Origin of the sequence: Pseudoalteromonas sp. NBT06-2 (assembly GCF_002276045.1) — a bacterium.
GTDB lineage: Bacteria > Pseudomonadota > Gammaproteobacteria > Enterobacterales > Alteromonadaceae > Pseudoalteromonas.
Map to the genome: position 1 here is coordinate 1 of NZ_NQMR01000026.1, position 14,695 is coordinate 14,695.

Here is a 14,695-nt window from a genome sequence, read left to right on the forward strand (position 1 = left end):
TAATTCACCGAGAATTGCTGTTAACTAGATGTTAAGCTTTATTGCCTGATATTAAAGCTTTATAATAATATGCTAAGTCTTGTATATAGGGTTTAGATCTATATTCATATAACTTTTTCATCATATGTGCTTTAATTTCTTCATTATCTTGGTAACTCAAAGCACGATCAAAGTGTACTTTCCCTTTCTCTATTTTACCTTGTAATAATAAATATACACCGAGATCTATTCTCGCTTTAATATTATCTGGATACACTAAAATAAGTTTAGTGAGTATACAACATGCTGATTTTAAATCGTTGTGTTCTTTGTAGCATTGAGCAAGCAGATACCAAGTAGACATGTGTCTGGGTTCAATTTCGAGCGCTTTATTATATGATTTTATTGCGCGCTTATAGTTTTTAAGCGCTTGTTGTACTTGAGCTATGTTTTCCCAATGAATCGATGTTTCCTTTATGATATTGGCTTTTAATAAATAGTTTAAAGCATGCTCATAAAAACCTAATTTAAAATGTACCATAGCGACATTATTTAAATTTCTATAATCATTATTATCTTTATTTATTAATTTTTGCCCTATTCTTGAAGCTTTATAAAAATCTCCTTTTTTCCAAGCAGCATCAAAATGGGTATTTAATTTTTGTTTATTAGCGAACAGTAATCCGAACATGATGTTTTCTTGAAATCATGACTGTATTCATTTTATTTTAGTTCAAGTAAAAAATTATATTTCTATTTCATACAATATTCATAAAAATAAATTAATTTTGTAATGAAGTAACTAAGCTTGTCGTAATACTTCTTTTATTTCATCACGAGAACTAAATATATGTTGTTTAAGTATTTTCACTGCTTGTTCAGTATCTCCATTAATACAAGCATTTAAAATATCTTTATGATCCGTGCCCACTTTTATAACACCACCTAAGCTATTTATATGTACTCGCACATAGCGCTCTGCTTTAGTATTTAGAATATTTACCAGTTCTTGTGTTTGCGGTAAATCAGCGGCGGAATATAAACAAGTATGATAATCTGTATTTAAATCACACCATACTTTAGGCGCATTATTTGACTTAAGTGCATTATCTAAATTATCTAAAATACAAGAAGCCTGTTCCAACTTTTCTTTAGACAAATTAGCAATTGAGCTTGCTAATAATTGCGCTTCAAGTGTTGCCCTTAATAGAAATAGTTCATCTACTTGCTCTAAATTAAAATCAGTAACACTTGCTCCTTTATTGGCTCTAAAGGTAATTAAACCTTCTCCTTCCAATAATAAAAGCGCCTCTCTGACAGGGATTTGGCTTACATTGAGCTCTTTTGCTAACGTAGCTTGTCGTATATGCGTACCTACTGCAATTTCGCCACTGAGAATTTTTTCTCTTACGGATTCCGTGACTAACTGAGTCAAGGTTTTATACTCCATTTTTTTTACTGCTGACATTGGTTTTTCCTAAATCAGTTATAAATTACTACTTGCATCATTCAATGATAACAATTCTTTATCATTATTATTGAGATTTTTTATGCTTATGTAATATAAATCTTCATAAACTTTAACTTTTTGAGTAAAATATTTAGATTGCCAACTTTTTTTTGCCGTCACTATTACTTTTTTACCATCAATATTGATAGCAATAGGCATTTCAAAACCTTTAACATTTGATGTAAATCTATATTTAAAAATATTATCTTTTGTTTTAATTTCTAATGTAGGTAATTCATTGAAATACAAATATTGATCAAATATTTTTTCAAAATCATAATCAAAATACGCATTAAAAAAGTTTAAAACATCTGTGGTATAAAAATTTTGTTTTTTAAACTGCGTAGTATATTGCTTAACACCTGCCCACCACTTTTTATCATCATTAATAATATGTCTTAATGTATTAATAAATAATGCCCCCTTAAAATAGATATCTGATGTCGGCCAATAACTAACAGATGGGGGACCTATAAGTGGATAAGTATTTTCAACTTTACTTTTATAACCATTGATATATTTGATTGCATCTTGATAGCCAAATTGGTCTTCAACATAAACCATTTCAGCATAAGTACACCAACCTTCATGTATCCAAGAATCAGAGAAATCATTACTGGTTAAACTATTACCAAACCACTCATGTCCAGTTTCATGAATAATGATAAAATCAAACTTTAAGCTAATTCCTACACCAGTCCAATCCCTACCTATACCTCGCCCTATTCCACCTATATAACCATTTTCAAAACCATTGCCATAAGTTACGGCACTTTGATGCTCCATGCCTGAATAAGGTGACTGAATTAATTTATAACCGTCTTCAATAAAGGGGTATTCTCCAAAATATTTTTGATATGTCACCATCATAGGTTTTGCTTGTTTAAATTGTTCTTTTGCTTTTTCTAAATCTTGTTTTAATACATAATAATCTAAACTTAAGTTATCTAAGGTCTCACCAAAATGTACATAGTTACCTATATTTAGGGACACGCTATAGTTATTAATTGGGTTATGAGTACGCCATACATATTCAGTGTAACCATCGGGCAATATTCGGGTGTTTATTAAGCGACCATTTGATACATCCATTAAATCTGATGGTACAGAAATACGCATCACCATTTGATCAACTTCATCTCTTTGTTGATCTTTTGTTGGCCACCAAACCATTGAACCCGAACCTTGACAAGCTGTATTAACCCAATGTTTGCCTAAGCTATCTTTTTGAAAAATAAAACATCCAAATCGTCCAGTTGTAGCTGGATAACCCGAGTAATAAAAGTCTATTTCTTCTATTGAGTTAACTGTCAACACTTCATCAAATTTAATGTATACAGCATTGGAATTACGCGAATATTTTAAATGCTTGTTATTATGTAGTATTTTCTCTATTTTTAAGTTTTCATATAAATCAATTTGTATGGTTGAATCGTCTTTGAGCATTTTAAAACGTATTTTGTTATTTCCTGATATATATTTTTTTTCTGGGTCAACTCTTATCGATAAATCATAACTTAATAAATCGTTATTTGCTCGATATTTTGAGTATTCTCCCCAAAGGATATGCTCTTTTGTATGTACCAAAGCTTGATCTAATTTTAGTAAATTTTTGTTATATTTCAGCACAATGACAGCTGATTTTAATTTTGATAACTTTATAGTTTGTGGATCATGATACTTAGCTTTGATTTGAATTATGTCACTTAAAGTATCAGCTAAACTCACTTTTCCAAAAAAATCTGAACGATAAGCAATAAGCTGTTTAATATCATAAATCACAGCACCTTCTATCGGATCTCTATTATTAGAGCTTAATATTCTTAAATCTTGCGCCGTTGCGCTGTTTATTAGACCTATCATTAATAAAATAATTGAAATTATATTTTTATATAACATTATGTTTTAACCCTATATTTTGTATTGTTTTAATAAATGAAATTTAAGTTTTGAATGCAAAAAAACCAGCATCTAGATTTAATAAGTCGCTAAACTGCTAAATAGTGATTATTTAATTAACTCAATATGCCTGTTACAAATACAATTGAAATAGCAATGGGCGCGACAAAGCGAATTAGAAATAACCAAATTGAAAAACCAAAATCATTTAATCCTAACTCTTTTTTCATAACCGATTGTGGTAGTCGCCAACCAACAAAAATAGCAGTGAGTAAGCCACCTATAGGCAACAATATACTGGCTGATATATAATCGAAATTTTCAAAAATTGTCTTACTTTCTAAAAGACTAATAAATTCGAATGGATGAAAATCTTTAAGTACATTAAGTGATAATATTGAACTTATTCCTAATAACCAAATAGTTAAACCGCTGATTAAAGTTGCTTTTTTTCGTGTCATATTAAAGTGCTCTTTTACCCAAGCAACTACAGGTTCAAAATTACCAATACAAGACGTCAAAGCGGCTGCTATCAATAATAAGAAAAAGATCCCGCTAAATAATTGGCCTCCAGGTAAATCACTTAGTGCAATTGGTAATACTTGAAATACTAAACCGGCTCCTGCATCAGGTGACATGGCATTTGCAAAAACTAAAGGAAAAATAGCAAAGCCGGCAAGCATAGCGACAAATGTATCTGCAAATACAACTATAAAGGCGTTTTGAGGTATCGAGGATTCTTTATCTAAATATGAACCATAAGTTACCATGACTGCCATGGCGATACCGATAGAGAAAAAAGCTTGACCCAAAGCGAGTAAAAACGTCTCGGCGGTTATTTGTGTAAAGTCTGGGGTTAATAAAAACTTCACAGCAGCAGCCATATCTCCTACAAAACTTGAATAAATAACCATAATAATCATGCAACAAAATAAAGAAGGCATAAGAATACGGACCGCTTTTTCAATACCACTTTGCACACCGCGCGAATTAACATAAATTGTAATGGCAACAACAGTAGAGTGCCAAAAAATTAAGCGTATGGGATCTGACATTAAATCATCAAATATATTTTGTGATTTTGAAGCGTTTATATCTGTAAAACTACCAGTAATAGCCATAGTAAAATAATCAAGTGTCCAGCCTGTTATCACTGTATAAGTTAACATCATCATAAATACGGCCATAATAGCCATACCACCCACACTTGACCATTTAGCTGACACGTTATTTTCAACCGCCACTTGTTTAAAACTACCCATTGCTGATATGGCATTTTTAGCATTTCTTCCGATTGCCCACTCTGCCATCACCAATGGCACACCGATACATAAAGCACATGCAAGATAAACTAAAACAAAAGCTGCGCCACCATTTTCACCAACCATATATGGGAAACGCCAAATATTACCTAAGCCAACAGAAAAACCAATTGAGGCCATTAAAAAAGAGAGCCTAGATGACCAGTTTTCAATTTTTATCACCCCGGTATTTGCAGCCATTTCTAAACTCCTAAATCATTTTTAATTATTTTGTCGCTTAAAAAATACCAAATATATTTTATACCATTTATGAGTTTGGTCATTAATCAGCAAAATTAGGCTACCAGTTAACTATTTTGTGTCATCAAAGAATTTGCAATTTTTTAAATGTATAACAAACTGAATTAATTGATTTTTTATTACATAGAGTGCCAGGTTTATTTTCATAAACTGACTTGATTACCTGCGTATATTGTATACATTAATATTATATTCACCAATTCACAAAAAAATACTTGGTCAATATTTTCGAAAAAATGTAAATAAAAATAATATATAAGGATAAAACAATGATTATTCGTTATTTAAAAAAAAAGTTTGCTAGCTTAAGCTCTGGTAAAACTCGCTTTAAATTAGGCGCTATTTCAGCAGTACTAATAACAAGTTCAAGTTTTGCAGCTACCAAGGTGGGCCCACCAACAATTGAGTCTATCAACACCTTAAGTAAACCAAGTTCCCATGTTCATCAAAAGCACCTGCTTGAACAAACTCAAGCGCAAATGGCAGCAGGTGATAATATTTTACGCTATAACTATAACTGCGGGAGCAAGATATCTATCAGATCAGAATCGTATATTAATCAAATAAATTTACAAGCGGTTTGTGATGAGTTGGTGACTGAGGAAGCTAGGTTTCATAATTTAATGAAAACCAATAATCAAGCAATTGAGGGTGATAACAGTGTCACTGTTGAGGTGAATGCATTTAAAGATTATGCATCTTATCAATATAATGGGACTCAAATATTTGGTATTGATACAAACAACGGAGGTATGTATTTAGAGGGAGATCCTACTACACCAGATAATAAAGCGCGGTATATTACCTATATTACAGATGATGGTGATAGTTGGTGGATTATGAATTTGTCCCATGAATTTAATCACTACTTAGATGGTCGCTATAATATGAAAGGTAACTTTTCGACTTATATGGAAAGTTCTAATAATGTCGTTTTTTGGCTAGAAGGATCTGCGGAATATGTTGCTTGGGTCGATTGGCCTTATGACTATATTCGTACTTTAGCGGGTACTGCGGCAATGAGTTTATCTGATGTTGTTAACACAACTTATGAGCATGATACGGGCCGTATTTATCAATGGAGCTATTTAGCAGTCGCCTTTTTATTTGAAAGAAATCCTGAAGCACTTGATACAATTCTTCATAATTTTAGAACCGGTAACTACAGTGCATATAATAGTTTTATTCAAAATTTTGCTTATCAAAATAATAGTGAATGGTACGAATGGTTAGACTGTACTGCAACTTATCATGATAGTGCTAACAAAGAGTGTTGGGACCATACGCCTACAGACGGCGGTGATAACGGAGATGGAAACTCTGGTGATTTAGAAGTTGATGCATCTTGCAATACTTTTGGCCCTTATTCTGGTAGAAGCTCAACCACAACAGCTATTACTATTACAAATTTAAGTGAGCAACATTTAAAAATAAGATGGTTACAAACAGATGGCACTTTATATACTAATGTATATGACAGTGATTTTCAGCCCGGTGAAGTGTGGCAATATAATTCTTATATCGGTGATAAATGGGTTGTAACTGATAATAACGATAACTGTTTGAAGCTTGTAACGACTCAAAGCAACGGTAATTACACAGTTGGCACAAGTGATCCTGTTATTGCCGATGTAGAACTCACAAAACAAAACAATACAAGTGTCACAGATGCCAATACAGGTATCAAACAAAATTTTTACATTGAGGTGCCTACAGGCGCAACTAATGTAAGTTTTACTACTACAGGTATTAATGGTGATGCTGACTTATATGTTAATAAAGGCATTAAAGCTTCTATTAATAATAATATTTGTAAATCAGACTCTTCTGACAGTAACGAAACCTGTCTAGCAGGTAATGGAGCTGGTACTTATTATGCCCAAGTTTTTGCTTCCTCCGCTTTTTCAGGTTTAAACATCATTGCTGATTACGATTTATCTTCAGGCACATTAGAGCCCGATTCATCCTGTAGCATGGAAGGTCAAGCCTATAGTCGTAATGGTAGCCAAACTCAGTTCACAATAAATAATAATAGTGATACCTACTTAAAGATTCAGTGGTTACAAGCTGATGGCTCTCGATATAGTAAAATCTATAATGATAATTTTGCAGCTGGAGACAGCTGGACAAGAAGCAGCTATAAGGGTGACAGATGGGTTATAACCAACCAAGCAGGTCAATGTATGAAAGTGATTAGTGCACAAGCTAATGGTAACTTCAATATAATTGATGACGGCACTGGTGGCGGTGGTAATGCGACTTTAGGTTGCGCAGGTGGTATTCAAGCTTACCCAAGTAATTGGCCAAATAGCTGGTATTATCAAAGATTATGTAGCTCAGGTACTGGGATCCCAATAATTACAGCAGGTGTTGCATCTAACGCATCTCTTGAGCGAACTGCTTATTTACTCGATGGCATAATGCAGACTGTTGACATTCGTGTTGTACCAAAAATGATTGCAAATGGTTTTCGCCATGGCGTTTTGGGTCGTTACCCATATGAGTTAACCACGCAAATGCCTGAATACAGTCATTTAGACTCTGGCTTTTGGGATGAACGAGCGCGTGGATTAGGAGGCATGCCGTCTGTACCACTGGGTTCAAGTGCTGAAGAAAATGCCATGTGTTATTCAAATGATCGTTATTTAGGTGAGGATATTACTATCCATGAATATGCTCATTCATTGCATCTATTAGGCTTAGATTATGTTTTCCCTGAGTTCAGCTCCCAGCTACAATCTGCTTATTCGAATGCAAGATACTATAATTTATGGGGCTCTAGTCATTATGCAATGACTGACTATAAAGAGTATTGGGCTGAAGGAGTACAAAGTTACTTTAATGCCAATATGGGAGGAGGACCTAATACTCGCACGACATTACAAAGCCAAGATCCAACACTCTATGGTATTATTTACGGAGTTTTTGGCGATAACTCATTCTATAGAACTTGTCCTTAATTATAAATTAAGCTTAAAGTTATATTATCTAAAGGACTGATTTTAAGTCCTTTTTAATATTTATAATTAGTGTACCTATGTTATCAAATAACCATATCATAGCCTGAGTGTTCACTTGTACCCTTATAACCCTATTTCATGCCAAACATAACTCCATTCATAACATTATTAGATGCGTTCAATGTATGAAAATCATACGTTTAACACGCAGAAAGCATAAGGTATAAAGTATAAAGTATACAATAATTAAAAGTGGATAATATAATGGAAACAAAATTACTCAAAATAACGCCTCTAACCTTGTCGATTATGGTTTACATGAGTTCAAACGTATATGCAGCTCAAGAAGAACACATATTAGAAGACATCGAAATTATAAATGTAACAGGATCACGTATTTCTCGTGCTGATATTGAGGGTATAGCACCAATAGTTGCATTCTCAAAAGCAGATATAGCGGCCTCCCCCGCAACAAATATTGGCCAATTTTTACAACGTATACCTTCAGTCACTGGCCCTGCTACCTCACATGCAAGTCAATTTTCAAATGGATCATCAACCGTTACCTTGAGGGGCTTAAGTGCCCGGAACACTTTAGTTTTACTTAATGGTAGAAGATTAGGTTCATCGAGTATTGGCGGTAGTTCTGACTTAAATACAATTCCAATGTCAGCAATTAAAAGTATTGAAGTATTACAAGATGGCGCATCAGCTGTATATGGTTCAGATGCCATTGCTGGTGTAGTTAATGTGATAATGGATAATAACTTTGAAGGATTTAAAGTTAAAACAAATTACGGTATTAGTAATCAAGATGACAATATTGAAAAAGGCTTTGAACTGACATACGGTATTAAATCTGAAGACGGTAATATTTTAGTTCATTACTCACGAAATAGATCTGATGGTTATGTTATGTCTTCACGTGACATCCAGGATGATCCAGATAGACGTGGAGAAGGCGGTGTTAACTTAAGAGATCCACTTTCAAGTGAAGGGAGTACTTACAATATTAATGGAGATTGGTGGGTACTTAATGATAGCTCAGATAGATTCAATTCAATGTCAGATCTGCGACCTTATAATCATCCTTGGGATGAATCTTGGTTTCCAGGAGAGGTACCTGCAGGTGATAAAGATGGTTTTAATTATTGGTTATATGACATGGGATCTGCAGATTTAGACACTGAAAATATTTGGCTCAGTGGTACACAACACATTAATAACGATGTAGAACTCTTTTTTGAATATTTACAAAATAACCGTCAATCATTATCACGCTCACAACCTTACGCGTTTACATCAGATTTTGGTGATGCTGTTGAATATTCTCAAAATAATGATTATAACACCTTCGGTCAAAGCTTTGGTGTTGCACGTGCATTAATGGAACTAGGCCCTAGAGAAGTTAATAATATTGATTCTACAACCAGTCGTATTGTTATTGGTGCTCAAGGTTCAATTTATGATTGGAACTGGGATGTTTCCTTTAATCGCCAAAGAACAAAATCAACAAATAATCTTTTAGGTGTTTCTTATTCTCGAATACTAGCCGCCGCCGGAGATTCTGATGCATGCCGCGAACGCAATGATGGCTGTGTACCAATCGACTTAATGGGCAAGGTAGGGTCAATTACACCAGATATGCTCAACTATATTCAAAGAGATGCAAAATCAAGTTCAAAAGGTGAAATGGATTCCTGGCAATTTAATACCACAGGTGATGTATTTGATTTACCAGCAGGTACAGTACAAGTTGCTTTTGGTCTTGAGTATCGTCAAGAACATGCACAACAAGACTATGCTGCAATTGATGAAGAAGGCGATCGCATCTTTCAAGCTGGTTTAGGTGATACTAATGCCCCGACCCGCTCGATAAAAGAATTTTATAGTGAAATTAATATCCCATTAATATCGGGTGCGCCTCTAGCAGATATGTTAGAAATAGACATGGCAGCACGTTATTCTGATTACAGTGATTTTGGTACAACCACCACGCCAAAGATTGGAATTCGATGGCAACCCATAGCAGGATTATTGGTTCGCTCTTCTAGAAGTAAAGGCTTTAGAGCGCCTGGTTTTGATGAATTATATTCTGGGTTAACTGGAGGTTGGAGTTACGTGAGTGATCCATGTGCTGAAGATAATTATGCATCAAAGTCAGGTTGTCCTCAGGGATTAAATGGTCCAGCTTCTCAAGCAACAGGTGCATTTGTTTATAGTGGTGGCAACCCAGATTTGCGACCAGAAGAATCAAAAAGTTTAACAGCAGGTATCGTGTGGGCACCGAGTTCATTACCTGGGTTTAGTATTTCACTTGATATGTTTGATATAGAAAAAACCAATGTGATCCGCACTACCCGCTCAAGTAATGTTGTTAAAAGTAATGCACAAGGTGAGGCTGAATTTGAAGATTTTGTTGAGCGTCGAGAATCTGATGGTCAAATAACTGCTGTATATACGCTTTATGAAAACTCAGGTTATCAAAACATAAAAGGCTATGATACTGAAATAAAATATACATTTGATACGCAAAAATATGGCTCTTTTGACTTAAATTTAATAGCTACCCAAATGACAGATTATGATACCGGTAAAACAAAGGATACTGCTACTGAACTTGTAGGAAATTGGTATGAAGGTTCGGGCTCATATCCAGAATATAAAGCCACACTTTCTACAACATGGCAGTTAGGTAATTTTACATCTGTTTGGTCTAGCCGTTTTGTTGATGAAGTTGTTGCAGCAGATGGGGAAGGTTATTGGTTAGATGAAAATCTTAAAAACATCGATTCATATCTTCAGCATGATGCCCAGCTAGGTTATAAATTAGAGAAGTGGGATAGCATATTATCAGTTGGGATTGAAAATGTATTTGATCAAGCGCCACCTTATATAGTGGGCAGTTACCGTAATGGTTACGACGCACATACCTTCTCTTCAAGAGGTCGTTTTTACTATGCGCGATTATCAATGAATTTCTAATTTATTACAGTTATTTACCTTCAGGCATTTCCTCCTCCCTGGTTGGAGTGCCTTTTCATTAACAAAATAAAATTCCGAATAATCCTTTAAAATTCGACATGGAAAACAATTGTTTTATTAAATATTAGATTCAAGTATTAAATGCTTAATTTTCAGTTAACTCTATAAATCTCAAATAGTTTCAATTTCTACAACATCTGTTACTGGCATACTTATCAATACACTTTTACCAAAATTATCAATGGCTATCGCTATTTTTTTATTTTTAGTCGTTTCAGTTAAAACTCCTTTTCTACCAGCAAGTACTCCTTTGATGATTTGAACTTTACATCCTTTGACTAAATAAGAATCCACAGTTGTCACATCATTAAAACTAGATTCAATTTTTTCCATTAATGAAATTTGATTTTCCGGAATTGATGTTGGATATAAGCCAAATCTGACATAATCTTTTACTCCCGGTAAGTATCTTATTTTATGAATTTCATCCTGAGTATGTTTAACAAATATATAACCATTAAACAATGGTTTAAAATTATTATTTTCTTTAATTAATGGTAAATATACTTCAACTTCAATTACACCTTTCTCTTTATCAATCTCAATTCTTTGGCATACTAGCTGTTCCGATTTTATTTTAGTTTGAACTGCATACCATTTTTTATCCACAGCTGTTTTATTTACTAGTTTATGAATATCCTGGGTCACATTTGGTCCTTTGTATTTAATTCGTTATTATTTATATTGAAATCATGAAAAAGTTAGTATTATTTTTATAAATAATACTAACCGATGAAATTTATTGGCTATTAGTTGGTAGGAATAAGTCTAGTTTTTATCAATCAAATACTAAATGTTTGTCGCTCTTTTCTTGGAGATTTATCAAATACTTGCCTATAAGCAGTTGAAAAGTTAGCTGCGTTAACATAACCCACTTGAGAGGCTATCTCTTGCATTGAAATATTACTGTTACGTAACATTTCTTGTGCTTTGATCATTCTTTGCTTGCGTAACCACTTGATAACTGTAGTACCAAATTGAGCCTTAAAAGCTTTTGATAATTTATTACGATTTGTAGCCATTTTGAATGCTAATTCATTTAGTTGTATCTCCTGAGATAAGTGCTTAATTAAATACTTTTCAGTTTTTTCAGCGAGCTTATAATATTCACTATTATTCTTATTCATGACGTAATTAATTGAATTAAAATTATAATACGCAGAAATTTGGGAAAAGTTAGACTTATTAACATATTTGTAATGTAAAGCCATGCCTACTTTGTACCGGCCTCCTTGTCCTATAACTCTAAAACTTAAGTATTCATAGACACATTGTAGATATACATGTTGGCTTTTAACGTAGTAGTTCGGTAATTTAGATAACATTTCATAGGAAAGTTGATCAATATTAATTACAGTTTGATTTTTGATTTTTGAAAGCATATGAATTGGTAAGCCTTCTATATAAAACATAACATCAGGGAATTATGAAAATTTTTTATATTTCCAATCACAATATTGTTGACCATTTGAGTATAAATTGTTTTTAATCATATTATTTATCCTACTTTATATTGAGAATAGGATAAAATCAGTATAATTAACCAGTTACTAAGAAAAATTTATCTTTTCGAGTATTCTTTTGAACTATTTTATTTGATTTTTAAGAATCAAGTTAAACTCTTTAAATCTATGATATAAAAGAATCGATTACAAGAAATTGATGTGTTTTAAAATTCACCTGATACAAACATCTGAATCAGATTACTTGTAGAAGCTGAAAATTTAAAGTTATCAGCTGAGCCCTTTATTTTGTTTAAAACATGAGTTCCAAGTTCTTTACCTAGCTCAACTCCCCACTGATCAAACGAATTCACTTGCCATAAAAAACCTTGTACACACGTCTTATGTTCATATAAGGCAATTAATGCGCCAAACGATTCAGGTGAAATAGATTTCATTAATAGTGTATTAGTCGGAGTATTTCCTTTCATTACCTTGTGAACAGCCAGTGTTAATGTGCTACCAGGTGTTAATTCAGATTTTACCTGTTCGTATGATTTACCTTGCATTAAAGCTTCACTTTGCGCAAAACAATTGGCAACTAAGATTTTATGATTTTTCTCAAGATGATTACTCCCCTGTAATGCAACAATAAAATCGGCAGGGATAATTAATTTGCTTTGATGCATCAATTGCATAAAAGCATGTTGGCTATTAGTTCCCTCTTGTCCAAAAATAACTGGCGCTGTAGGCCACAACAAATCAATACCATCGGTTGAAACTGACTTTCCATTACTTTCCATATCTAGTTGTTGTAAGTATCCTGGAAATGATCGTAAATTATGAGAGTAAGGTAAAATAGCTAAATTCTGAAAATCAAAACCATTTCGATTCCATAAACCTATCAATGCCATGATGATTGGCATGTTGTGTTCAAAGTCAGCTTGTTGAAAATGTTGGTCCATTTGGTATGCACCATTTTTAAATTCGCTAAAATGTTTATTACCTATCGCTAACCCAAGAGGTAAACCTACAGCTGACCATAATGAAAAACGCCCCCCTACCCAATCCCACATAGGTAATATATGGCTATCTTGTAAGCCAAAAGATTTCACTTTTTCAACAGCTGTACTAACTGCAAACCATTGCTGTTTTATAACTCCTTCTAAAGGTAAGCGTGATATCATCCATCGCTTGACAACTTGTGCATTGATCATTGTTTCTTGTGTAGTGAAGGTTTTTGAAATTACAACAACTAACGTTGTTGATGCGTTAAGCTTCTTTAATTTATCCTCAACAGCGGCTCCATCGACACTTGCCAAAACATGTACATTTAGTCCAGTACAATGGTAAGGAGTTAGAGCACTTAATGCGACTTTAATACCATAATAAGACCCCCCTATACCAATTGTTAATACATCAGTATATTTTTCTCCTGTCGCACTTTTTATACGACCTTCTGTTATTCCCTCAATAATTTCAAACATCCGCTTTTCAGTTTTATCTACTTCATCGGCCTCTTTTCCAAGTACCTCTTGTTTTGTTTTTAATGGCGCTCTAAGTAAGGAATGTAATGCTTTTCTATTTTCGGTTACATTAACTTTATCTCCTGAAGTTAGAGATTTAATCCACTGATCTAGCCCCTTATTCTTAACCCATGCCAATAATTGCGATAATTCATATCGAGATATATTTTGTTTTGAGTAGTCCAAAAATATACCGGCAGCTTTTATTGAAAAATCTTTTGCACGCTCACTATCATCAAATAGATCACTAATTTTCCTTTGATCTGATTTTTGTTGCCTTATTAATGACTTTATAAATCTCATTTTTTTGTATGCCTCTTATTTGCTCACTCGATAAAATAATGATTACTTATACTTTTCTTTTAGATACTTTAGATCTGGGTAACCTGAAAGTATTTATTGTCTAACTCTTAGGTAAATTCCATAAATAAATTAATAAAACGATTTTTAGACAATGTAATGCGTAAGTGTTTCTTGGGGGATTAAGATAGGGTACTCAAAGTCTATACCCAAGCCACTTCAAGATGTGAGGTTCAGGACTGCTGAGCAATTCATGATCTAGGCGCATCTTTGCATTAATGGTTACTCCCTTAAAAAAAGATGGACCGGCAATATGCTCCTGCATTGCTCTAGTACCTACATCCATGCAGGCAACAACGAGCATGATTTGCTCAGAAGTCCCTGTAAGGTTGGTTTATCGTTATTGATTTTGAAAAGGGAATACCATGTTCTTCAATCAATGCCTTGCCTAAAGCATTTCTAATTCCAACTG

10 protein-coding genes are annotated in these 14,695 nt (G+C 33.5%); 2 read left to right on the forward strand and 8 right to left on the reverse strand.

Going from position 1 to position 14,695, the window contains the following annotated elements:
* Window positions 1-31: 31 nt before the first annotated feature.
* From CJF42_RS07570 to CJF42_RS07585, 4 genes are all read right to left on the reverse strand, one after another.
* Window positions 32-670, reverse strand: a complete 639-nt coding sequence (locus tag CJF42_RS07570; RefSeq protein WP_095366098.1) for a tetratricopeptide repeat protein — start codon at window positions 668-670, stop codon at window positions 32-34.
* Between the two features lie 111 nt (window positions 671-781).
* On the reverse strand, window positions 782-1,447 hold the full coding sequence (locus tag CJF42_RS07575) for a GntR family transcriptional regulator (protein WP_095366099.1): 666 nt from the start codon (window positions 1,445-1,447) through the stop codon (window positions 782-784).
* 18 nt (window positions 1,448-1,465) lie between these two features.
* Window positions 1,466-3,388, reverse strand: coding sequence for a M1 family metallopeptidase (locus CJF42_RS07580; RefSeq protein ID WP_252097553.1), 1,923 nt, complete (start codon window positions 3,386-3,388; stop codon window positions 1,466-1,468).
* A gap of 116 nt (window positions 3,389-3,504) precedes the next feature.
* Window positions 3,505-4,890: a sodium-dependent transporter gene (locus tag CJF42_RS07585; RefSeq protein ID WP_095366100.1), complete on the reverse strand. Its 1,386-nt coding sequence runs from the start codon at window positions 4,888-4,890 to the stop codon at window positions 3,505-3,507.
* Between the two features lie 329 nt (window positions 4,891-5,219).
* Here CJF42_RS07585 and CJF42_RS07590 point away from each other — a divergent pair, with 329 nt between their 5' ends.
* Both CJF42_RS07590 and CJF42_RS07595 read left to right on the forward strand, forming a co-directional pair.
* Window positions 5,220-7,910 carry a collagenase gene (locus CJF42_RS07590; protein ID WP_095366101.1) on the forward strand — a complete coding sequence of 897 codons (2,691 nt, stop codon included), beginning with the start codon at window positions 5,220-5,222 and terminating at the stop codon, window positions 7,908-7,910.
* Window positions 7,911-8,174: 264 nt separating this feature from the next.
* Entirely contained in the window at window positions 8,175-10,895 is a 2,721-nt protein-coding gene (locus CJF42_RS07595; RefSeq protein ID WP_095366102.1) for a TonB-dependent receptor, read from the forward strand.
* A 171-nt stretch (window positions 10,896-11,066) separates the two neighbouring features.
* Here CJF42_RS07595 and nusG read toward each other — a convergent pair whose 3' ends face one another.
* The 4 genes from nusG to CJF42_RS27330 all read right to left on the reverse strand — a co-directional run bounded on the left by nusG (window position 11,067) and on the right by CJF42_RS27330 (window position 14,587).
* On the reverse strand, window positions 11,067-11,603 hold the full coding sequence (gene nusG, locus CJF42_RS07600; protein ID WP_170940522.1) for a transcription termination/antitermination protein NusG: 537 nt from the start codon (window positions 11,601-11,603) through the stop codon (window positions 11,067-11,069).
* A gap of 134 nt (window positions 11,604-11,737) precedes the next feature.
* Window positions 11,738-12,337 carry a helix-turn-helix domain-containing protein gene (locus CJF42_RS07605; RefSeq protein WP_170940523.1) on the reverse strand — a complete coding sequence of 200 codons (600 nt, stop codon included), beginning with the start codon at window positions 12,335-12,337 and terminating at the stop codon, window positions 11,738-11,740.
* Between the two features lie 287 nt (window positions 12,338-12,624).
* On the reverse strand, window positions 12,625-14,226 hold the full coding sequence (gene pgi / locus CJF42_RS07610; RefSeq protein WP_095366105.1) for a glucose-6-phosphate isomerase: 1,602 nt from the start codon (window positions 14,224-14,226) through the stop codon (window positions 12,625-12,627).
* 193 nt (window positions 14,227-14,419) lie between these two features.
* Window positions 14,420-14,587, reverse strand: a complete 168-nt coding sequence (locus tag CJF42_RS27330) for a hypothetical protein (RefSeq protein ID WP_170940524.1) — start codon at window positions 14,585-14,587, stop codon at window positions 14,420-14,422.
* Between the last annotated feature and the right edge of the window lie 108 nt (window positions 14,588-14,695).

Bases quoted from the DNA above. Each gene is read 5' to 3' on its own strand.
- CJF42_RS07570 (WP_095366098.1), bottom strand. From the start codon at position 670: ATGTTCGGATTACTGTTCGCTAATAAACAAAAATTAAATACCCATTTT.
- CJF42_RS07575 (WP_095366099.1), bottom strand. From the start codon at position 1,447: ATGTCAGCAGTAAAAAAAATGGAGTATAAAACCTTGACTCAGTTAGTC.
- CJF42_RS07580 (WP_252097553.1), bottom strand. From the start codon at position 3,388: ATGTTATATAAAAATATAATTTCAATTATTTTATTAATGATAGGTCTA.
- CJF42_RS07585 (WP_095366100.1), bottom strand. From the start codon at position 4,890: ATGGCTGCAAATACCGGGGTGATAAAAATTGAAAACTGGTCATCTAGG.
- CJF42_RS07590 (WP_095366101.1), top strand. From the start codon at position 5,220: ATGATTATTCGTTATTTAAAAAAAAAGTTTGCTAGCTTAAGCTCTGGT.
- CJF42_RS07595 (WP_095366102.1), top strand. From the start codon at position 8,175: ATGGAAACAAAATTACTCAAAATAACGCCTCTAACCTTGTCGATTATG.
- CJF42_RS07605 (WP_170940523.1), bottom strand. From the start codon at position 12,337: ATGCTTTCAAAAATCAAAAATCAAACTGTAATTAATATTGATCAACTT.
- pgi (WP_095366105.1), bottom strand. From the start codon at position 14,226: ATGAGATTTATAAAGTCATTAATAAGGCAACAAAAATCAGATCAAAGG.
- CJF42_RS27330 (WP_170940524.1), bottom strand. From the start codon at position 14,587: ATGCTCGTTGTTGCCTGCATGGATGTAGGTACTAGAGCAATGCAGGAG.